Below are 20,338 nucleotides of genomic sequence, written 5' to 3'. Positions count from 1 at the left end.
AAGAATCTATGAACCCACTGCGCCGTTTTTCACTGTATTTGTGGATATTGCTAAGCAACTTGCCCCCGATTTCGGTAGGCAGATTGCTGATGCCTGTCATATTCCTCAGTAGTTGGACGGTATTGCAGGCGGCTCAGGTTTCCGCACCTGTGGCCTTTGTTTGGGCAGGTGTATTTGCACAAGCAGCGCAGATCTGGGGCGCGCTCCCTGTCACAACTCGGCGGCATCACCATACATTTGATTTCACACGCTCGACTGCAAGTTGGGCTTTGGCAATACAAATTTGTGTATTGGTAATCCAAGTTTGGTGGTGCGAACCTTGGTTGAGTCAGAAATTGGTCACTATCTACTGTGCGGTGTATGCTGCGGTCATGGCGTTGGGCGTTTGGGGTGACCGGGATATCTTGAACCGTTTCGCCCCGGCATCAAAAGACTCCGATGTCTCTCTCGAATTTAGACGGCATGTGCTGATGCTCAGCGCTTTGGTCGTCATTCTTGTCATTGTGGTCAATGAAACTCTGTTGGTCCTGAATACCACTTTGGCCACCAGAGTGGCGGCGCTCTCTGTGTTGCCCATTGTGTTGCACTATTTTTTGCAATTGCGCTGCGCTTAACCCACCCGCCTCTGTACAAGGACGACGAATATGACGGCTAAGTCATCATATCATGCTAAGGAATCGGCATGCAGGACTGGCATAGGAACCGAGCCGAATGCGAAGAGAGCAGTCGTTGGGTTTGTTTGTTATGCGATGCTGCTCGCGTTGAAGTCTTCGAGTTTGAGCAGGCATCATCGAATATGACCGGCTTTTATGACTGGAACCCAATGCCTCATCGCCTGGCAATCAGGTGCCCATGCTGCAATGCAGAGGCTAAATTTGAGTTCGCAGAATTGGTTATAATTAGGCTGAAAAAGGATGTCGGCTTTTTTCGGAAGAGTAAGGCTTTTGAATACAAGCTCGTGGAAAATACCGGTCATGGCAGCTGGCACGCTGCCATCTATTACCATGGCCTGAGTAGCAACGACATGAGCGATATAGAAGACTTGCCAGACGGCTACAGGCCCGAAGACTGGCTTCACAGCAAGTATCTGTATCGGTCTCACGGTTTGGATATTGGGACGGTCGTGTGCAGATCCTGTTTGCTCCGCAGAAAACACGACTTGAGTTGGCCAGATGACGCCTATTTCCAGATCGAGCACAATCAACATACCTTGTGGGCTTACGACCGGGAAACAACTTCGGTGCTGATAGACTTCCTTGGATCGCGGGATCGAAAGAAAACTGGCAACTGGGGTGGATTTTTGCGGCATGTACCAAGTCGCTTTCTCCAGGCGCGTGCACGCCAACCTATTTTGAAGAAACTCAACAGCTTATTGCGGGGGATTTGAAGATGGTTGCGAAGCCGCCAGAAAGGTATTGGACCAAAGCAGCGATAGATTATCTTGCGGAGAGGCTTGGTGTTCAGAATGAGCCTTGGATGCAAGATTGGGCCTATGAAATCGCCGATCCAACAAACCTGAATGATTATTTGGCGCTTTTCTCAGAAGTTCAGGACGATGATGTACGCTTCACATTGGCAGACGTAATTATCCAAGCGTTTGAAGAGTATGGCGAGAACTTGGAGGGCGACGACAGGTGGAACGCGTTCTTGGACGACCTTGCGACAAGACCGGAATTGCATGCTCATCAAATATGGTATTGGTCAGCTTTTGACATAGACATCGAGGATGCTTGGCAGGTCACGCCGTACATGCGTTCACAGTACCATCGGTTTGGGTAGGCAAAAGCACTTTGTCGCCGTTCTTCAAATTAAGGTCGCGTTCCTTGTTGTACTGGCGTTTCACGGTTTCTGGCTGCTAATAAGGCCCTATGATTGATCCCAAAAAAGAGATTGAGTCCGTATTTGGTTGTGCGGAACTGCCCCACGGATTGTTCTACGAGTTTGAGATGGCTCTAAGGTTTGAACTTGGTGGAGAGGACGTAAGTACTGACCGATCAATAAAGCGATTTATTCAAGCGTTTGAGCGAGCCGACGCTGTAGCCGCAGACCTATTTGCCCAATCATCGGTCTGGCTGGTGAGTTCTACCTTCGGCGGGGCCAGCCCACCGAAGGAGCATTTGAAGCCATACGAGACCATTGGGCTTTCTCGGAGTGATTTTATCGATCTGGGGGCAGTTGCCCAGAAAGACGACGATAATATCGAAGAGTTTGGCAGCGACCTGTATCGTCACTGGGCTGCGGTATCGTTGGCAGGACCTGATTTAGTCAGGGAGGTGCTTTGGTTGGCGCTTGGTTCTGAACTTGGCATTCGACCTGCGGTTAGCGCTAGCCTGTACTTCGTTGACTTCGACAATCAGATTGCTCTGCACCCGTATGATGATCGGGGACTGGATGTTATCACTATGCGAAGAGAAGCGCTCTTGGATTTGTACTGGTCGCGACACTCTTGGCTTCTCGATTTCGATATGCCCCGGATGAAGGTGGCATTTGAGGAGACATAGGTGCTGCGATTTAGAACTGCTGTGCAATTTCCGCCCACGTTAGTATCTCTACTTCACGCAGACGATGTTTATGGAATCAAGTTTGCCGCTCCCAGATGGCTCTAATCTGATCCGCTCTTTGTTCAACTGCGCCCTCAGCATCGTTACAGACAAAGTAAGCGATATTGAGAGCTGAATAGAACCCTTGGTGTGGAGCGATTTCTTCCAACAAGGCCAATGAATCAGGAGCGGAATATGACAGTCCGCTTGCCAGTGTGCGCGCCGCATTGGCCATAGAATCCGCCAAAGCATGGTCAATGTGTTTGCGCCAAGTTTCTATAAGGCGTGAGACATCTTCAATTGATGCCGTGCTACCTTTTGGCGGTCTGCAAATTTCTTCTAGAAGCATAAACATAGCTGGCGTGGAAATGGATTTGGCTGTTCTGATCAGCGCTTCCGCCGAGCTGGCGTTATCGTACGGAAAACGGCAATCTATCAACTGTGAAAAATCAACTTCATTCATGTCTAGGGTTTTCTGCTGTACAAAGGTAACGGACTTGGATGGCCAGAAAACGTTGCCTGGCTAGGCGCTTGTTTTCGGGTAAAGGACAATTGGGGCGTCTTCTATGTGTGTCGATATCGGTTCAAAAGGAGTCAGGCTCGTCATTGTACGAGCTATAGACGTCCAAATCTAAAGCAATACATCGCGAACCGAGCAGCTTCGTTGTCGCGGCAGAGATGTACAGCCCCTCGTTGAATTCCTGTAAAAAAATCCCGCAGAAAATTCTCAATTCGAACTGGTTTGCCAGTTCTTTCCAGACCTCAAGGTCCAAGCTAGTTCCCTTCAGGATTTCAGATATTTGACCGTCAAGATCGCCGGGTTTTCTACGTTGTACATCTATGCACCATGAACCTGATCGAGCAATTCTATATCCTCCTTTGGGAAGGGGAACATGGTCCCCTTTGTGGTGGGCCGACGTGGGCGGCTTTCCCAAAGCGGTGGTTATTAGCTCGGGAATGAGGCTATCACCGATTATTTGTAGACAAGCAGCTGTTTCTTTGAGTTCCGCCATCGTGAATTTCCAAATCAGGGTCGACCGCTGAGTTCTATTACATGACAAAAATACCGGCAATACGGCCCTGCCAGTCAGCACTCCTCAATAGGAGTGCAGAAACAATGGCTGGAGAACAGGACAAGCAGAAACCAACCGGCTTTGCAACGCACCCAATGACCTGTTTGCCTGCGTCGCTATCGAACACTCTGGTGATAGGAAGCTCAATGGATGTCGGTTGCCATTTCGGCAACCGACGGGCAAATTCTGACCTATGAAAAAAGTTCATCCCAAAATCAATATTGAAAGACTTAGGGAAATTGGTTGGTCTCTATGGGACCCAATCGGACTGAACTATACGATGGGTGGCTGGAAGGGCCAACCTTTCGAGGACGAGTACGACACATACCTGGTAAAAGCGGTAGAAATTCTGCGAAATCAACTCGATGCAAACGAAGTTGGCGACTATCTTTTTTTCATTGAAACTGAGCACATGGGCTTGGCGCCCGCGGTAGGTGGGGTCGAAACTCGCGCAAAGCTTCTGGCGCTAGTTCAAGTGATTTCTGCTGAACCGTTGGTTTGGAAGGGTCATTGAGCTCCAATCTTGGAACTGGAACTCGTATGCCCCCTCGACTTCCGAAAATGCTGCTACGACCAGGCGTCCGACAACCCTGAGCTCAGGGCTCGACTAGCCCGGATCAGAAAGTTGAGCCATTAACCTTATGCCGTGTTGCCTAATTCTCGACCAATTAACAAAATAGTCTGCTCCCTGGTCCAAGGGAAAAAGACTGTTTTGGCGCCTTTCCCTTTTCGATTGAAGTCTAGTACTGTGCGCTCCATGCCTTCACGAAAAGGTCTTTGTAAAATGAACGTGGAATTCCTCGCGTCTGGATCGCCTGATTGTCCGTTAATTCGGATATTTGGTGAGCGGCAAATCGAACACAAACGGCTATTTGAGGCGGCGTGTCTGCTGTCGAACGGCGTTAAAGAGACCATCACAACGGCGGAGCTATTCGGGGCGCAGGCATTTGAAAATTGCCACTTGGTCATGAAGCTTGGCGACGCCGACAGTGGTCCAGTTCGATCATCAGGCGATGGTGCATTTATCTGGTCCCTAACGCGGAACAGTTGGAGCAAAGTTGCGGAACTGATCAAACCTATTGCCGAGCGCGCGGAAGTTGGGAGCTACCAATGGATAGGCGGTGAGAACGATGAAGAAATTTCTATTTTAATTAGCTATTCATCCGATGGCCAATGGTGAGTTCTCTTTTTCCATTAGTTTCGCAGGGTTAACTCCGAAGCAGCCCGCTTCGGGCTTCTGTCTCCAATCGATGCCCACCGCAGAAATAGCGGTGGTGAGCCCTTATTGGCCACATGTCATCGGCTCAACTTGAGAATTTCAGGAGGGTTAGCTGTTACCACGTTGACAGTGTGGTCGAGTGTGTTGATCTGATAATGAACGAGTTGGCCCGGAAAGTCTGATGTCGCCCACGTAGTGTGGCCTACAAAATCCAAGAAAAAGGATTTGGAAAAAATTCGCAACCATAGCCCTGTCGAAACTTCCTCATCATTTTGTTGGGCGAACATTTCTTCTGTTACAGCGTAACATACAAAATCCGCGAAGCTCAACCTAACAGCTTCGCTTTCTGGTTTTACTTCAAGAGAATGAACATTTTCAATTCCAGCCAAACTAGTCGTTTCATCGTTAACGATGGCGGCGGCTATGTCGACAACTAGCAGGCGTTGATTGATCGGTTGTATCTGCTTGGTTAGCCAATTTTTTCCCCTATTTACGTGCACGGCTATGGGGTGTTCGACGCTCGCAAAAATATCAACCATCAATCCCTCACCTCAAATACAGCTATTTTGTATCGATCATTGCTTCCAAATTGTAATGTTTTCACGGGAGGATGCGCAACGGCAGCAAAGTCAGTGACCTGTGACACGGCCCTCTTTGAATTACTGCGCGACCAACGAATGCCCGATCTCACCTCTGCAAGACGGCATGAAACATTTTGCCGTTGCAGAAAAATCAGCGCCGCGAGTGCACGCAGCAACAAATCAACACTTCTGGGTTGGGCTCACTGCCGACTTTCTCTGCGACGTGCCCGAGCTGGTGCGTAGAGCCCCTTCCTGCCTTTCCCAAGTTACTTGATCTTTGCGCGTGCATGCGTCCGGTAAGCGAACGAAACGGTCATGTGACTGCTTTGAAATCTTGCATTAGAATGCGTAGCAAGATGGCCTCAGGAGACAAATGCCATGAAGCGTTTTGATAGCTTATCTGGTGCAAAAATCGCGCTCATCTGTGAAGAAAAGGTTGTCACCTACTTGCGTGACAACAAACCATCAATCCCATTTCCGGACCATTGGGACCTGGCGGGCGGGGGACGAGAGGGGAACGAGACACCGGAACAATGCGTGCTTAGGGAAACTGAAGAAGAATTTGATTTAAAACTAGATATTGCCCGCATTGTGTGGAGACGGCGATACCCAAATGCCAGCGCGCCGAGCGAGCATGCTTACTTCATGGTCGCGCAGATTTCGAAGACTGAGGTTTCAGAGATAAAGTTTGGCAAAGAAGGGCAGTTCTGGCGAATGATGGATATCCTAGAGTTTTTGGAACACCCGAAAGCGGTCCCTCAACTCAAATCAAGACTTGCCTGCTACATGTCTCGGCTTCAGTAAACCGCGATGAGAATTGGGTGATCTGGTCTCGCTGCCGCCACTCTCTGCTCCGAGCCCACAGCGGTCATTGCCGCTTAGCGTAGGCGCTGCGGATGCATTCGGCAGCTTTCGGTAGCTCCTGCGTTGCAAGGGTTTTTTCTTTCCAGCAGAATACCTTGTCGGCGCTTGGATTATATGACTGCCGAGCTGAAGCGTTTGTCCAGGTGGATATTAAGGCCCCCAGGTCCTGAATCTGTTTGCGGCGACGGCAAAATTAGTCGCCTACCGATGATGTTCTTGCCTGTCCGGCGTTGGCTCGCAGGGAAGTCGTTGGTCATACTAAATACTGACCGACACACTAGACTTGCATCAGACTTGCATCGGTAGCGGCTACTTTGCCAAAGGTGATCGTCCCCCGGTTAATTTACTTTTAAAAGAAAACTGGTAGCCATTCTTGCAAAAAGATGCAAAAAAGCAACCTGAAACATGGAGTCACTCAGGTGTTGATCGAATTTTCAGTTGAGAACCATCGAGCTTTCCGCGAAAAGCAGACTTTTTCGTTGGCAGCGAGCACCACTACAGAAAGGTCAGGTCATGGCCATGTGTTGCAGACGGGGTTGTCCGTTGTTCCTCAGGTGCTAAGTGAAGCCTGTATTTTTGGAGCAAATGGTTCAGGGAAATCCTCGTTAATTTCTGCGATGTCGGTGATGAAGAGAATTGTAAGGGAGTCTGGGAAAAATTCTCCGGAAGACGAAATTCCTACAAAACCTTTTATTTTTCACAGCGACTGGAGGGAGAAACCAACTGAGTTTGAGGTAGTGTTCGTACTTGATGGCACATTGTACCAATACGGTTTTGTTGTAAGCCGTGAGCGAGTGTTGGAAGAATGGCTTTTCTCGCGCCCCAAAACCACAGGGCGTGAGAGGCAGCTTTTTTCTCGCATATACGACGAAGAGAACGACGAATATGAATGGGAGTTGAACGCGGTCCAATTAAGGGGTCCACGTGAAAGCTGGCGGACCCAAACACTACCAAATGCTTTGTTTTTAAGTACCGCAGTTCGATTGAATGCAGAAGTGTTAGCAAAGCCATTCAAGTGGATTACAAGTGATTGGCGTTTGCTCGTGCCTAATTCTAATGGTTTCAGAAACGGGTCGACCGTGGAGTGGCTCAAGGATGACGGTGAAAAAAAGCGTATTCTGGAGTTCCTTAGAAAAGCTGACATATCTTTGTACGATCTGCATTTGGAGGAGCAGGAACCAGATTCAGAGGTGAGAGATTTAGCTATAGCCATGTATAAAGCACTTGACGGTAAGAAAGACGCGTCTGAATTTCCAACAATTAAAATCCCTTCAGTTTCTACTTTCAGAATGGACAACTCGGACAAACCAACGAGCTTGCCAATGGACGAGGAATCCACAGGAACAAAGGCATTATTTAGTCTTGCTGGTCCTATTTTGAAGGCACTGGATTCTGGAAGTACGCTTGTAGTTGATGAATTGAATACGGGTTTGCATCCACTGGCCTTTCAGTATTTGGTCGGTCTTTTTGCTGATCCTGAAGTTAATGATAAGGGCGCACAGCTAGTTTTTACCACGCACGATACGTCCATCAGCGAGCAGGAATGCTTGGGTAGGGACCAAATATGGATTGTGGAAAAGGCTAGGGATTTGGCTGCAGCGCTTGTTCCCTTGACTGATTTTAAGGAGCGAGGAGCGAAGGGTTTTCAGAAGAAGTACCTGGATGGTCGTTTCGGTGGGGTTCCTAGGGTGGAGCGCTGATCATGGTTAAAAGAGGCCGCCGCCGGGCGAAGGGTAAAGAAGATTTTGCGCGAGGCCGTGCGAAACGCCAGGAGCGCGATAAGGTCTTGATCGTGACCGAGGGCGAAAAGACTGAACCAGACTATTTTCGTCGACTTATTTCTGAATTGGGCCTAACCACAGCCAAAGTAAGGATTACCGGAGAAGGGGGATCAGCGCCAATCAGTGTCGTCGAGATGGCTGAAGGCATTCTAGAACACGATGATGACTATGAGCAGATTTATATGGTTTTTGATCGTGACCGTCATGCTAGCTATGACGACGCGATTGCAAAAACCGCAATCTTGAAGGGGCGTTCCGGTTTTGATGACAAAACTGTTGTCGCTGTGACATCGGTGCCGTGCTTTGAGATTTGGTACTCACTCCACGTATCGGAAAGCTGCAAGCCATATTGTTCGACTTCAACAGGTGGTTCCCCCGCCAAATCTCTAATATCGGATCTGAAGAGGGCGAAACTAAACGGAGTTGCCTTGTTTTCTGAGTATGAAAAATCAGGTTGTAAAAAGCAATTTTTTGAGATTGCCCCTCAGCGTGAAGTCGCAAAGCAACGAGCAGAGCGTATTTTGCAGCGAGCTAGACAGGCAGGTGACAAAGAGCACCATGAAAACCCTTCAACGCGAGTACATTTCATTGTTGGTGCCTTGGAAAAGCTGTCTAAAAGCTAAAAGGATACCATACTAACTCAGCAAATCTTGATCGGCGGTTGGACATAAATGCGGACTCAATAAGAGAATAGTCAGGAAGCTGGATCTTAAACTCCACTTAGGAATGGGTGCTTCCGTCAATCGTATTTTGCACAAGGTCAGGTCTGGACGGTTTTCCAAACTATGCAAAGGTCACTATCTGCGCTCAGCTGCCATTTGAGATGATCAATCCTGTGACCGCAGCGAATGGCAGCTTGGTGGCCCTGTGACGCGCTTACTCCGAAATTTAAGCGACCAAAATCTCTTCCAGCGTGGCGTATCCGTCGCGGTACTCAAACGACCCGAACTGCCCGCCGATCCGCACAGCCAGGTAGAAAGCCACCGAAAGGATCAGCGCGGCCGGGATGGTGATCAGGGCCAACGGCCAGCGCTGTGTCAGCGCGTCCTTGGTCATGGCGACAAAGAACTTCCAATCGCAGCGGGCGCGGTCCCAGCGATCACCGCCGACGTCATAGCCAAAATCGTGATGCCGCCAGCTGGCATCTTTGAAAAACCAACTCGCCGATTTGGTGATCAACTTCCGAATCGGAGCGGGTAAGCCTGCTTCATGTGCGTTTGCAGGCTTTAGTGTCGCGTTATTGAGGGGTAGACCTTACAGGCCGGTTTTAACAATGTTTGAAACGCAATAGGCTGACACACATCTGAATCACAGGAGGCGCAGTTGACCCCTAATTTTAAACACCCATCCGTATTCTTCCGGGATAATTCGGCATGTTCCGGGTTACTGTAAATGAATGTGTCAAACTACACTTGAAACCAAAAATTCCTCACCCCCGACACTTGATGAAATCCTGAATCTGGAAAAGCAGGTTTGGGCAGCTCTGGTTGAAGGTAACGGTGCGGCGGACCGGGCGCTGCTGAGCGCGGATTTCCTTGGGGTATACCCTACGGGTTTTGCCAATCGTGATGATCACGTTGGGCAGTTCGCCGATGCGCCGACCATCCAGAATTACGAGTTGAGCCAGACGCAGTTGCGTGTGATGACGCCAGACATTGTACTACTGTCCTATCGCGCCGAGTTTCAGCGCCCTGGGTCGCCACGGCGCGAGGTGGCGCTGATCTCATCAATGTGGGAACGTCGCCACGATGCGTGGCTGAACAGTTTCAGTCAGGATACGCCGCTGGAGGGGACATGACCGGCCCATTACCCATTCACCGGCTGCCACGCCCCTTTGACCCGTCCCTTGGGGATGAGGCGCAGGCTTTGGTTCCTGATGTTCCGGCAGAGCAGGGTGAGTTGATCGCAGGTACGGCGGGGTCCAGCCCTTATCTGAAAGGGTTGATCGAGCACGAAAAAGACTGGCTGCCGCAGGCTTTGCACCAGTCCGATCAGGCGCTGGCCGAGGTTATGGCCGGGGTGCGGACGCTGCCGCCGGATCAGTTGAAGCCGGGATTGCGGCAGGCCAAGCGCCGCGTTGCGCTGTTGACGGCGCTGGCGGATTTGGCGGGCGCATGGCCGCTGGAAAAAGTGACCGGAGCCCTGACGGATTTCGGCGCCCTGTCAGCAGATGTGGCGGCCAAAGCCGAAATCGCGGCCCTGATCCGGCGCGGCAAACTGCCGGGGATGACGGCGGATGATGTCGAAACCGCCGCTGGAATGATCATTCTGGCCATGGGCAAGATGGGCGCGCACGAGCTGAACTACAGCTCGGATATCGACTTGATTGTGCTGTTTGACGAGACCCGCTTTGACCCCGACGATTTCTATGATGCGCGGCAGGGTATGGTGCGGGCCACGCGGAATTTCTGCGCAACTCTCAGCGACAAGACTGCGGATGGGTATGTGTTCCGCACCGATCTGCGCCTGCGCCCCGATCCGGCTGTAACCCCGGTCTGTCTGGCCGCCGAAGCCGCCGAGCGGTACTATGAAAGCCTGGGCCGCACGTGGGAGCGCGCCGCTTACATCAAAGCCCGCCCCTGTGCTGGCGATATTGCGGCAGGTGAGCGGTTTCTTGAAACTCTGCGCCCCTTTGTCTGGCGGCGGCATCTGGATTTCGCGGCGATTCAGGACGCCCATGACATGCGCCTGCGCATACGCGAGAACAAGGGAACGGGTGGCGCGCTGGCCATTCCTGGCCACGACATGAAGCTGGGGCAGGGTGGAATTCGCGAGATCGAGTTTTTTACCCAGACCCGCCAGTTGATTGCGGGCGGGCGTGATCCCGATCTGCGCCTGCGGGGGACTGTGCCCGGTCTGGCCGCGCTGGCCGCCAAAGAGTGGGTGCCGCAGGATGTGGCCGACAAGCTGACAGATCACTACCGCGCCCACCGCGAGGTCGAGCATCGCATCCAGATGATCCATGACGCCCAGACCCATAAGGTGCCGCAATCGCCTGATGGCATTGAACGCGTCGCCTGTCTGATGGGCATGGACACCGCCCAGTTGACCGCTGATCTGACCCGCCGCCTGACCGAGGTGCACGAGCTGACCGAAGGGTTCTTTGCGCCCGGTGCATCGCCACCTGCACCCGCCCAAGAGGTCGAATTCGACCAGAATGTTTTGGCCCGCTGGCCGACCTATCCGGCGCTGCGTTCGCAACGCGGTGCGCGGATATTCGAAAGGCTCAAGCCCGAGCTGCTGTCGCGCCTGTCGAAAACCGCCAAACCGGATGAGGCGTTGCAGGCGCTGGACGGCTTCCTGTCCGGCCTGCCCGCCGGGGTGCAGCTGTTTTCCCTGTTCGAGGCCAACCCGCATCTGATCGACCTGCTGGTGGATATCGTCGGCACATCGCACGCGCTGGCGACGCATCTGTCGCGCAACGCCAGTGTATTCGACGCAGTCATTGGTGGCAGCTTTTTCGACGACTGGCCGGGGCAGGCGGTGTTGCAGGCCGAGCTGCAACAGGCGCTGTCGCACGAGGCGGACTATGAAACGCAACTCGATTTCGCGCGCCGCTGGTGCAAGGAATGGCATTTCCGCATTGGTGTTCACCACCTGCGGGGGTTGATCGACGGGGCGCAGGCCGGGCAGCAGTATGCTGAATTGGCCGGTGCCGTGATCACCGCCATCCTGCCCTGTGTGGTCGCGCAATTCACCCGCAAACACGGGCCTGCGCCGGGCCGGGGTGCTGCGGTGTTGGGCATGGGCTCGCTTGGGGCGGGGCGGATCAATTCCCAATCCGATCTGGATATGATCGTGATCTACGACCCGCAGGATCAGGATATGTCCGATGGTCCGCGTCCCCTGGCCACGCGCACTTATTACGCGCGGTTCACGCAGGCGCTGATCACCGCTTTGTCGGCACCGATGTCTCAGGGGCGACTGTATGAGGTCGACATGCGCCTGCGCCCCTCGGGCAATCAGGGACCGGTGGCGACCAGCTGGGCCAGTTTCACCAACTACCAGCAGAAAGAAGCCTGGGTGTGGGAGCATCTGGCTCTGACCCGCGCGCGCGTGGTCGCGGGGGATGCCGGGCTGGCGCAGGATATCGAAACCTTCCGCGCCGATTTTCTATCGCAGCCCGAGGACCGGCAGAAGGCGCTGCGCGAAGTGGCTGACATGCGCGCGCGTTTGGCAGCAGCCAAAGCGCCCGCAGGGATATGGGATGCCAAGAATGGCCCCGGCCGAATGATGGATATCGAACTGCTGGCAGAAACCGGCGCGTTGCTGGCCAGTGTCACCCAGCGCGACGTATCTGCCGGGCTGGACGGGGCTGTCGCTGCCGAACTGCTGGACGTCGCTCAGGCGCAAACGCTCAAGGGTTGCTACGATCTATGCTGGTCGGTGCAATGCGCCGCGCGGCTGCTGTCGGGTAAAGTGATCGAAGCCGACAAGATCGGCGAGGGCGGCACGGCCTTCCTGTGCCGCGCCACCGGATTCGAACAGGTCGAACAGCTGCAGGCCGCCTTGCAGGAAAGCTATGCCATTGCCGCCGACATCATCGGCTGCGCAGTCGAGGAGGGGCGGGATGCCGCGCAGTGACGACCCAAACGACCACAAGGGCCTGATCCGCGAAGCCTATCGGATCGACGGCATCACGCTGCCCGAATGCCGCAGCATCTTTCTGGACTGGGCGCTCAGCCTGCCTGCGGACCGGGATCAGGCGCAGGCCCTGACCGAGCTGCACGCGTCTTACGCGGCGCAAGAGGCCGAGCACCCGATGACACAGGTATTGGCCGAAGGGTTGCAGTCGGCGCAGGCACCGAAACGACGTGGTGGCTGGCGGTCGCGCGCCCGCTAGGGCTTTTCCCCGGGCGCGTTCACCACTATGAGGGCGTCATGACCCAAACCATCGACCGCCCCCGTATCCGACTAAAGCCCAAAGCCAATGCGCGCGGCCTGCGCCATGGCTTCCCTTGGGTTTATGCCAATGACATTGTCACCGACCGCCGTACCCGCAAGATACCGACCGGTGCGCTGGCTGTGCTTGAGGATGAGAAACGCGCGCCCATTGCGCTGGTTGCGGTCAACCCCGAGTCAAAGATCATGTGCCGCGTGCTGGACCGCGACGTTGATGCGGAACTGAACGCCTCGTGGTTCGAAACCCGCCTGCGCCGTGCGCTGGCGATGCGCGAACGCCTGTTCGACGCGCCCTATTACCGCCTGATCCACGCCGAGGCGGATGGTTTTCCCGGCGTGATCATCGACCGTTTCGGCGATGCTTGCGTGATCCAACCCAACGCCGCCTGGGCCGAGGCACATCTGGACACGCTGACCGATGCGCTGGTCACCGTGACCGGCGTGACGACTGTGCTAAAGAACGCCTCGGGCCGCACCCGCGGGCTTGAGGGGCTGGATGATGTAAACAAGACTCTGCGCGGCACCGCGCCCGACGCACCGCTGCCGGTGCCCATGAACAGCGCCACCTACATGGCCGACCTGACCGGTGGTCAGAAAACCGGTCTGTTCTATGACCAGCGCCCCAATCACGCCTTCGCTGCGCGGCTGGTGCAACCCGGCGCGCAGGTGCTGGATGTGTTCAGCCACGTGGGCGGGTTCGGTCTGGCGATGCTGGCTGGCGGAGCAGGGCAGGCGGTGGCGGTCGACGGATCGGCCGCCGCGCTGGATTTGGCCACGCAGGGCGCACAGGCGTCAGGATTTGACGGCCAGTTCCAGACCCGACAGGGCGACGCCTTCGACGTGCTGACCCAATTGGGGGAAGAGGGCGTGCAATTCGACGTCGTGATCTGCGACCCACCTGCTTTTGCCCCTTCAAGGCAGGCATTGGACGCGGGACTGCGTGCTTATGAACGCGTGGCTCGCCTTGCCGCTGCTCTGGTGAAACCAGGTGGCTATCTGGGCCTGTGCTCGTGCTCGCATGCCGCCGATCTGGGCCGGTTCCGCGATGCGTCTTCCCGCGGAATTGGTCGGGCCGGGCGACAGGCCCAATTGATCCACACCGGCTTTGCCGGGCCGGACCACCCGCAATTGCCGCAGCTGGCAGAAAGCGGGTATCTCAAAGCAGCGTTCTACCGGTTGTGAAGGCGGTTCTGGATACCTGCGTCATCTATCCCACGGTGATGCGAGAGATGTTGCTGGGCGCCGCCAAGCTGGGTCATTTCACACCCATCTGGTCCGCCCGCATCCTCGAAGAATGGGCCCGCGCCGCCCGCAAACTCGGCCCCGAGGGCGAGGCGCAGGCCCGCGCCGAAATCGCCCTGGCCCAGGCGCATTGGTCAAATGCTGAACGCCCCGAAGCCCCGGGGTTGGAAAATCGACTCTGGCTGCCCGACAGCGCCGATATTCACGTTCTGGCGACAGCGATCTCAACTTCGGCGGATGTGATTGTCACTCTCAACGCTAAAGATTTCCCAAAAAATATCCTGTCCGAAGAAGGCCTGGACCGCCACGACCCCGATGGGTTGCTGCAAGGTTTCTGGCAGGCTGACCCCGACGGCATGACCGAAACCGCCAACCGTGTGTTGGCCGAGGCCAACCGGCTATCGGGCGACCAATGGACCCTGCGCGCCCTGATGAAAAAAGCGCGCCTGCCACGGCTAGGCAAAGCGCTTACCACCTAAGACCAGTCCCCTCTTCATCTGGCTAAAAATATCCCGGAGAGCGCGAGAGGCTGGCCTCTCGCTGCCCAACCTATCCATCTGCGCCCCAACGCTGTTCCAGCGCCTCCAGTGCCGCAATCCGTTCATCCGTCTTTGGGTGGCTCATCAGCCACGCGGGCGTCACGCCCGACCGCTGTTGTGTCAGCTCTTCGAGCTTATGAAACAGCGATTTCTGCGGTCCGATCCCGATCCCGGCCTTGGTCAGCAATGCGGCGGCATACTCGTCCGCCTCATATTCATCCCCCCGCGACAGGCGCGAGGCCAGAAGGTGCGTCAGCATATTGGCGATCCATGCGCCGATGAAAGGAATGAACCGGTTCAACAGCATCATCAGCGCTGCACGCAGCGCGTTCTGCCCTGAAAAGTCGATCATCCGCCGCCGCGCGTGACCCAGTGCCACATGCCCCAGCTCATGGGCGATGACGCTGGCCATTTCTTCGGCCGAAACCTCTCCGTTGCGGAACTTGCGGTAAAATCCGCGCGTGATGAAAATCCGCCCATCGGCCGCGGCCAACCCGTTCACCGGGTCAATCTCATAGATGTAGACGGGCACCCGTTCGATCTCCAGCGCCGCCGCCAGCCGATCGGTCATGCGATTGAGGGCCGGATCGGCCAGTTCGGTCGATTTGACATCCAACTCGCGATGCGTGCGCCAGACGGATATCCGGTACATCACAACGGCATAGGCGATGGCCAACAAGATCGGGGTCAGACGAAGCATAGGCTAGATATGGGTTTCATATCCCATTGAAGCAAACAGAAAAGGCAAAATGGGGTTCATTTGACACAAGGTAACGGCGAAAATTCATCCTTCTGAAATTCCTTGCCAAAAAACCTCTTCTGTACCACGCATAGACTGTCACCATCCCGTAAGCGCGGCGGAGGGATGAAATGAAATTGCGAGGTTGATCATGCGCTTCAAAACACTGATTTCAGCTGCGGTTGCAGCGGTATGCCCGGTCGCGTCTTATGGCCAGTCATCCGATGACTTTCCGGATATGCTTGGGACGTACGAGTGTAACATTGAATATGGCGCTATGTTTTTTGGCCTGCTCCAGGGGCCATATGCTTACGAGCTTGGCATCACAAGTCAGCTGGGTGCGGCTTTTGAGGGGTATTTCATTTGGGTCGGCGACCGCAAGACCCTGCCGGATGAGCAGATCGACCGCCCCGGCCAGACGATAGTATCCGAGGAAGGCAGCAAAGTTACGATCCGCGAGGAATTGCTGGGTATGATCGGGTGGGGGGAATACAACCTGCACATGGTCGACGCCGCAGATGAGGCACGCAAGACCGGTCGCCTGATTAAGCCCGGAGAGTTCGAGTTCATTGATGCACGGCCCGGTGAACGCGCGACTCTCACAAGAACGCGCTGCATACGCCAGCAGCAGTAACTCCGGCTAGCAGCACAAACTGCACTAATTCGAACCAGCCAGGCGCGCTACCGCGTCAGCTCGCGCATCCCTTGTTCCAGCCCGGCCAGTGTCATTGGCACCATGCGATCCTCGAAAACTTCGCGGATCATGCCGATGGAATGGGTGTATTCCCAGTATTTCTCGGGCACCGGGTTGATCCACAGATTTGACGCCCATTGTTCACGCGCACGTTGCAGCCAGACCTGACCGGCCTCCTGGTTCCAATGCTCGTTCGCGCCGCCGGGGTAGGCGATCTCGTAAGGGCTCATCGAGGCGTCCCCGACGAAGATGCACTTGTAGTCCGGGCCATAGGTGCGCAGTACTTCATGTGTGGGCGTTTGCTGATCCCAACGGCGGGAATTGTCGCGCCAGACGCCTTCGTACAGGCAATTGTGGAAATAGTAATATTCGAGATGCTTGAACTCGGTCCGCGCGGCCGAAAACAGCTCTTCGACCACTTTGATATGCGGGTCCATTGATCCGCCTACGTCCAGAAACAGCAGGACTTTGACCGCGTTGTGGCGTTCGGGGCGGGTTTTGACGTCCAGATAGCCGTGCTCGGCTGTGGCCTTGATGGTACCGTCCAAATCCAGCTCGTCTGCGGCACCTTCGCGCGCCCAGCGGCGCAAGCGTTTCAGGGCGACCTTGATGTTGCGGGTGCCCAGCTCAACAGTGTCGTCCAGGTTCCGGAATTCACGTTTGTCCCAGACCTTGACTGCGCGTTGGTGGCGGCTTTCCTTCTGACCGATGCGGACGCCTTCGGGATTATACCCGTAAGCCCCGAACGGAGAGGTCCCGGCGGTGCCGATCCACTTGTTGCCGCCCTGATGGCGGCCCTGCTGTTCCTTGAGGCGCTCTTTCAACGTCTCCATCAGCTTGTCGAACCCGCCTAGGGCTTCGATCTCGGCTTTTTCCTCAGCCGAAAGGTGCTTTTCAGCCATCTTGGCCAGCCACTCGGCGGGGATGTCGACAGCCTCGAGAACCTGATCGAATGAGATCTCGCCCAACCCTTCGAAACTGGCGGCAAAGGCGCGGTCGAATTTGTCGATATTACGCTCGTCCTTCACCATCGACACACGGGCGAGGTAATAGAAAGCTTCGACATCGTAAGTGGCGAGGCCCTTTTTCATGCCTTCCAGAAAGGTCAGATACTCGCGTAGCGAAACCGGAATGCCAGCTTTGCGGAGGTTATCGAAAAAGGGCAGAAACATGGGTTAACTCACCAGACGGACAAGGATCAGAGACAGCACCAGCCCGACCAGGGCAAAGGCGATGCCATAACCGGCCGCGTATTGCGCCAAATCCGCACCGCTGCCGTTGCGTTTGCGTGCTGTCAGCGCCCCAAGGATCGCCCCCAGTACCGCCATTCCCAGAACCACTACCATGCGTTACCCGCCTATGTTGTTGTTGGGCGATCCTTCCGCGACGTCCTGCATCAGCGACCGGGCCACCACGTCCGAGCCGAAGCCGTAGCGCGCCCACCCAAGACTGTCCAGCCTGACGGAACGTGCCTGGCTGGTGCGGCCAGCCTGATTGAGCGCTTCGGATTTCAACAACAGCAGCGTGGCCAACTGCGAGGCATTTTCGGCCCGGGTCATCACGTCAATCGCTTTGTCCAGCTCGGGCAGGACTTGGGGGCCTTTTCCCTGCGCCAGCGCATAGGCCGCCGTCTGTGTCGTCACATAGGCTTGATGCAGTTCGGTGCCCGGTGTGGCGCGCAGGAATTGCAAGGCGATCTGATACTGACGCAAGGCTTCTTGCGGGTTGTCGAACTGTCCCATTCGCCCCATCAGATAATACGGATAGGCGCGGCGGTGGTCGGTCCAACCTTGTTCTTTTCCGATCCGCGCGGCCTGTTGCGCAGATTGCAGACGTCTTTGGGCGCTACGTGATGGGCGCAGGGATTTCTGAATTGCATTCACCCAGTCGCGCGGTGTTTCTGATCTCGGTTGCGCGGGCAGGTTGTCCCCGCGTGGGTTCAGGCGGCTGAGAACGCCGGGGATCACGGCCTGAACCTGATCGCGAGTCATGCCGCTGCGCAGTTCGGGCGCATAGGCCGCCCGCAGGATCAGCATGTCGAACCCGGTCAGAACGGTGTGGAAATTGTCATCGTTGAACACTGAATCCGGCAGGTGATACAGATCGTTCAGCGGCCCCAGCGCCTGAGCGATTTCCTCGTGCAGGCAATCGCGTTTTTCCTGCGGGCTGGCGTCATAGGGGATAAAGATGCCCAGACGTTCGCGGCTGCGAAGCCGGGTCCAGCTGCTTTTGGCTTTGCGTCGGTCGCGGCTGTATTCCTCAAAGCTTGAGGAATTGGGCACAACGAAACAGGCGGCTTGCGGCAGGATGCGTTGAATCTGGGCCTGGCTGACAGATTCGATTGTGATGTTTGCCTGCCCTTCGGATATCTGGGTGATATCAATTCCGGCTTCGCGCCGCAGACGGTTCAGCAAACGGTTCAGATCGCGCTGCATCGACGGGGTGGTCGTCCCGGTCAGACGCACCGTAATCGGGGTTTCGAAGCGTGTGAACGTCGGCAGCTCTGCGCCGCTTTCCAGCGCAAAGTGCAAAGACACGAAATCAGACGCTATGTTCTGATTGGATCGGGCGGGTGGCGTCGGAAACGCGCGGGTAAACACCTTGGGCGGGGGCAGGGTTGCTTCGACCGCCTTAACGCGGGTCGGAACTTCGGTCGGTTCGACCGATGTGCAGCCCGCCAGAACGACGCCTGCAAGGATCACCGCCCATCGTATCATGGGCGCTGATATTTGATGAATGGCGTCTGCTTGGCGATACGATCATACAGTTTGCGGGCGGTGTGATTGAAATCCTGCGTCAGCCAGTAAACCGACGGCGCCCCCTGTTTGTCAGCCTCGTCATAGACTGCCTGAATAAGTGCGCGCCCGACACCCGTTCCGCGCGTCTCGGGGCGGGCAAAGAGGTCCTGAAGATAGCACACCGATTCAACCTTCCAGGCGTGGCGGTGAAACAGATAGTGTGTCAGGCCAACAAGCCGCCCACCGGATTCTGCCACAAAACAAGAAAAATCCTGGGCGTCGTCCCCCAAAAGGCGGGCAAAGGTGCTCTCGTAAATCTCGTCCGGGACAGAGGTTTCATAAAACGCAAGGTAATCGCACCACATTTCAGACCATTCAGCGCGGTCTTCGGGCCGCAGTGCGCGGATCGTCAGAGAGTTTGGCAAAATTTATGTCCCATCATATCAGATTATGCCCGGCGCAAGACCGGGCATCCGTTCAGCAATGCTGACATCAGGCCCACCCCAAGGCAAGCCGTCATCATCGGATAGTCAGCGGTTCAACGCTTGCTGCGCGCCATAAAGGCCAAACGTTCGAACAGATGCACATCCTGTTCGTTCTTCAGCAGCGCCCCGTGCAGTTTGGGCAGGGCATTGGCTCCGTCGCGCTTAAGGTCTTCGGCGCTCAGATCCTCGGCCAGCAGCAGCTTGAGCCAGTCCAGCACCTCCGAGGTCGAGGGCTTTTTCTTCAGGCCCTGTGTCTCGCGGATTTCATAGAACTGGGTCAGGGCGGTGGTCAGCAGCGCGTCCTTGATGCCGGGGTGATGCACCTCGACGATCCGGCGCATGGTCGCGTCGTCCGGGAAGCGGATATAGTGAAAGAAACAGCGGCGCAGGAATGCGTCGGGCAGTTCCTTTTCGTTGTTCGAGGTGATGATAACGATGGGGCGCTGCTTGGCCCGGATCGTCTCACCCGTCTCATAAACGTGGAACTCCATCTTATCGAGTTCCTGCAGCAGGTCGTTGGGAAATTCGATATCGGCCTTGTCGATCTCGTCGATCAGCAGGACCACTTTTTCGTCCGCATCAAATGCCTGCCACAACTTGCCCTTGCGGATATAGTTCGACACGTCATGCACGCGCTCATCGCCCAGCTGGCTGTCACGCAACCGGCTGACCGCGTCATATTCATACAGACCCTGCTGCGCGCGGGTGGTGGATTTCACGTTCCACTCGATCATATTCAAACCCAGCGCGCCAGCGACCTGCTTGGCCAGCTCGGTCTTGCCGGTGCCGGGTTCGCCCTTGACCAGCAGGGGACGTTCCAGCGTCACGGCGGCATTCACCGCAATGGTCAGGTCGTCTGTGGCAACATATTCTGCAGTACCTTGGAAACGTGCGGTCATTGGCCCCTCATTAAGTGTCGCGCGGCATCGGTTACCGGGGTT

Annotated in this window: 25 protein-coding genes; 15 read left to right on the top strand and 10 right to left on the bottom strand. The window is 55.4% G+C overall.

Features of this window, described 5'->3' with window-relative positions; translation table 11 throughout:
• Positions 1-8: 8 nt before the first annotated feature.
• The 4 genes from JT51_RS18375 to JT51_RS21300 all read left to right on the top strand — a co-directional run bounded on the left by JT51_RS18375 (position 9) and on the right by JT51_RS21300 (position 2,501).
• Complete coding sequence (locus tag JT51_RS18375) at positions 9-614, top strand: hypothetical protein (RefSeq protein WP_152563381.1); 606 nt, start codon at positions 9-11, stop codon at positions 612-614.
• Positions 615-682: 68 nt separating this feature from the next.
• Positions 683-1,387, top strand: coding sequence for a hypothetical protein (locus tag JT51_RS18370; RefSeq protein WP_051927634.1), 705 nt, complete (start codon positions 683-685; stop codon positions 1,385-1,387).
• Between the two features lie 2 nt (positions 1,388-1,389).
• On the top strand, positions 1,390-1,779 hold the full coding sequence (locus tag JT51_RS18365) for a hypothetical protein (protein ID WP_037316237.1): 390 nt from the start codon (positions 1,390-1,392) through the stop codon (positions 1,777-1,779).
• 89 nt (positions 1,780-1,868) lie between these two features.
• Positions 1,869-2,501: a DUF3885 domain-containing protein gene (locus JT51_RS21300; protein ID WP_051927633.1), complete on the top strand. Its 633-nt coding sequence runs from the start codon at positions 1,869-1,871 to the stop codon at positions 2,499-2,501.
• A gap of 76 nt (positions 2,502-2,577) precedes the next feature.
• On the opposite strand, the gene JT51_RS18355 is transcribed toward JT51_RS21300, so the two are convergent.
• Positions 2,578-3,003: a hypothetical protein gene (locus JT51_RS18355; RefSeq protein ID WP_037316228.1), complete on the bottom strand. Its 426-nt coding sequence runs from the start codon at positions 3,001-3,003 to the stop codon at positions 2,578-2,580.
• 121 nt (positions 3,004-3,124) lie between these two features.
• Entirely contained in the window at positions 3,125-3,553 is a 429-nt protein-coding gene (locus tag JT51_RS18350; protein WP_037316225.1) for a DUF4279 domain-containing protein, read from the bottom strand.
• Positions 3,554-3,806: 253 nt separating this feature from the next.
• Here JT51_RS18350 and JT51_RS18345 point away from each other — a divergent pair, with 253 nt between their 5' ends.
• Both JT51_RS18345 and JT51_RS18340 read left to right on the top strand, forming a co-directional pair.
• Positions 3,807-4,127, top strand: coding sequence for a hypothetical protein (locus tag JT51_RS18345; protein ID WP_037316223.1), 321 nt, complete (start codon positions 3,807-3,809; stop codon positions 4,125-4,127).
• A 270-nt stretch (positions 4,128-4,397) separates the two neighbouring features.
• Positions 4,398-4,793, top strand: a complete 396-nt coding sequence (locus tag JT51_RS18340; RefSeq protein WP_037316221.1) for a hypothetical protein — start codon at positions 4,398-4,400, stop codon at positions 4,791-4,793.
• A gap of 116 nt (positions 4,794-4,909) precedes the next feature.
• Here the strand turns inward: JT51_RS18340 and JT51_RS18335 are convergent, their stop codons facing one another.
• Positions 4,910-5,371, bottom strand: coding sequence for a hypothetical protein (locus JT51_RS18335; RefSeq protein ID WP_037316218.1), 462 nt, complete (start codon positions 5,369-5,371; stop codon positions 4,910-4,912).
• Between the two features lie 420 nt (positions 5,372-5,791).
• Between JT51_RS18335 and JT51_RS18330 the strand changes: the two genes are divergently transcribed.
• From JT51_RS18330 to JT51_RS18320, 3 genes are all read left to right on the top strand, one after another.
• Positions 5,792-6,217 (top strand): NUDIX hydrolase, encoded by a 426-nt coding sequence (locus JT51_RS18330; protein WP_037316215.1) that lies wholly within the window; start codon positions 5,792-5,794, stop codon positions 6,215-6,217.
• Positions 6,218-6,696: 479 nt separating this feature from the next.
• Positions 6,697-7,977, top strand: a complete 1,281-nt coding sequence (locus JT51_RS18325; RefSeq protein ID WP_037316377.1) for an AAA family ATPase — start codon at positions 6,697-6,699, stop codon at positions 7,975-7,977.
• 2 nt (positions 7,978-7,979) lie between these two features.
• Positions 7,980-8,681 carry an RloB family protein gene (locus JT51_RS18320; RefSeq protein ID WP_037316214.1) on the top strand — a complete coding sequence of 234 codons (702 nt, stop codon included), beginning with the start codon at positions 7,980-7,982 and terminating at the stop codon, positions 8,679-8,681.
• 265 nt (positions 8,682-8,946) lie between these two features.
• Here the strand turns inward: JT51_RS18320 and JT51_RS18315 are convergent, their stop codons facing one another.
• Positions 8,947-9,237 carry a hypothetical protein gene (locus JT51_RS18315; RefSeq protein WP_037316212.1) on the bottom strand — a complete coding sequence of 97 codons (291 nt, stop codon included), beginning with the start codon at positions 9,235-9,237 and terminating at the stop codon, positions 8,947-8,949.
• A gap of 217 nt (positions 9,238-9,454) precedes the next feature.
• Between JT51_RS18315 and JT51_RS18310 the strand changes: the two genes are divergently transcribed.
• The 5 genes from JT51_RS18310 to JT51_RS18290 are packed head-to-tail and all read left to right on the top strand — an operon-like array spanning position 9,455 to position 14,681.
• Complete coding sequence (locus JT51_RS18310; protein ID WP_037316209.1) at positions 9,455-9,856, top strand: nuclear transport factor 2 family protein; 402 nt, start codon at positions 9,455-9,457, stop codon at positions 9,854-9,856.
• The gene (locus JT51_RS18305) at positions 9,853-12,642 is read left to right on the top strand and encodes a [glutamate--ammonia-ligase] adenylyltransferase (RefSeq protein WP_037316206.1); all 2,790 of its coding nucleotides are present in this window, start codon (positions 9,853-9,855) and stop codon (positions 12,640-12,642) included. The genes JT51_RS18310 and JT51_RS18305 overlap by 4 nt, the downstream gene beginning before the upstream one ends.
• On the top strand, positions 12,629-12,901 hold the full coding sequence (locus JT51_RS18300) for a hypothetical protein (protein WP_037316201.1): 273 nt from the start codon (positions 12,629-12,631) through the stop codon (positions 12,899-12,901). The genes JT51_RS18305 and JT51_RS18300 overlap by 14 nt, the downstream gene beginning before the upstream one ends.
• A gap of 38 nt (positions 12,902-12,939) precedes the next feature.
• Positions 12,940-14,142, top strand: coding sequence for an RSP_2647 family RNA methyltransferase (locus tag JT51_RS18295; RefSeq protein ID WP_037316197.1), 1,203 nt, complete (start codon positions 12,940-12,942; stop codon positions 14,140-14,142).
• Entirely contained in the window at positions 14,139-14,681 is a 543-nt protein-coding gene (locus tag JT51_RS18290) for an RSP_2648 family PIN domain-containing protein (protein ID WP_037316194.1), read from the top strand. Before JT51_RS18295 ends, JT51_RS18290 begins: the two co-directional genes overlap by 4 nt.
• 70 nt (positions 14,682-14,751) lie before the next feature.
• On the opposite strand, the gene JT51_RS18285 is transcribed toward JT51_RS18290, so the two are convergent.
• Positions 14,752-15,441, bottom strand: a complete 690-nt coding sequence (locus tag JT51_RS18285; RefSeq protein WP_037316192.1) for a M48 family metallopeptidase — start codon at positions 15,439-15,441, stop codon at positions 14,752-14,754.
• Positions 15,442-15,631: 190 nt separating this feature from the next.
• On the opposite strand from JT51_RS18285, the gene JT51_RS18280 reads away from it, so the two are divergent.
• A complete protein-coding gene (locus JT51_RS18280; protein WP_037316190.1) occupies positions 15,632-16,114 on the top strand; it encodes a hypothetical protein in 483 nt (160 codons plus the stop codon).
• A gap of 47 nt (positions 16,115-16,161) precedes the next feature.
• Here the strand turns inward: JT51_RS18280 and JT51_RS18275 are convergent, their stop codons facing one another.
• The 5 genes from JT51_RS18275 to JT51_RS18260 form a co-directional block, all read right to left on the bottom strand.
• Positions 16,162-17,346 carry a vWA domain-containing protein gene (locus JT51_RS18275; RefSeq protein ID WP_037316188.1) on the bottom strand — a complete coding sequence of 395 codons (1,185 nt, stop codon included), beginning with the start codon at positions 17,344-17,346 and terminating at the stop codon, positions 16,162-16,164.
• A gap of 3 nt (positions 17,347-17,349) precedes the next feature.
• Positions 17,350-17,520: a hypothetical protein gene (locus JT51_RS22110; protein WP_200876110.1), complete on the bottom strand. Its 171-nt coding sequence runs from the start codon at positions 17,518-17,520 to the stop codon at positions 17,350-17,352.
• 3 nt (positions 17,521-17,523) lie between these two features.
• On the bottom strand, positions 17,524-18,891 hold the full coding sequence (locus JT51_RS18270) for a DUF2927 domain-containing protein (protein WP_037316185.1): 1,368 nt from the start codon (positions 18,889-18,891) through the stop codon (positions 17,524-17,526).
• Positions 18,888-19,337, bottom strand: coding sequence for a GNAT family N-acetyltransferase (locus JT51_RS18265; protein WP_037316183.1), 450 nt, complete (start codon positions 19,335-19,337; stop codon positions 18,888-18,890). The genes JT51_RS18270 and JT51_RS18265 overlap by 4 nt, the downstream gene beginning before the upstream one ends.
• A 113-nt stretch (positions 19,338-19,450) precedes the next feature.
• Positions 19,451-20,296: an AAA family ATPase gene (locus tag JT51_RS18260; RefSeq protein WP_037316181.1), complete on the bottom strand. Its 846-nt coding sequence runs from the start codon at positions 20,294-20,296 to the stop codon at positions 19,451-19,453.
• Positions 20,297-20,338 lie beyond the last annotated feature (42 nt).

Source organism: Ruegeria halocynthiae, from assembly GCF_000743705.1.
GTDB lineage: Bacteria > Pseudomonadota > Alphaproteobacteria > Rhodobacterales > Rhodobacteraceae > Ruegeria > Ruegeria halocynthiae_B.
Note: the sequence above shows the minus strand (reverse complement) of the source record. Positions and strands in the feature narration are given on the sequence as shown.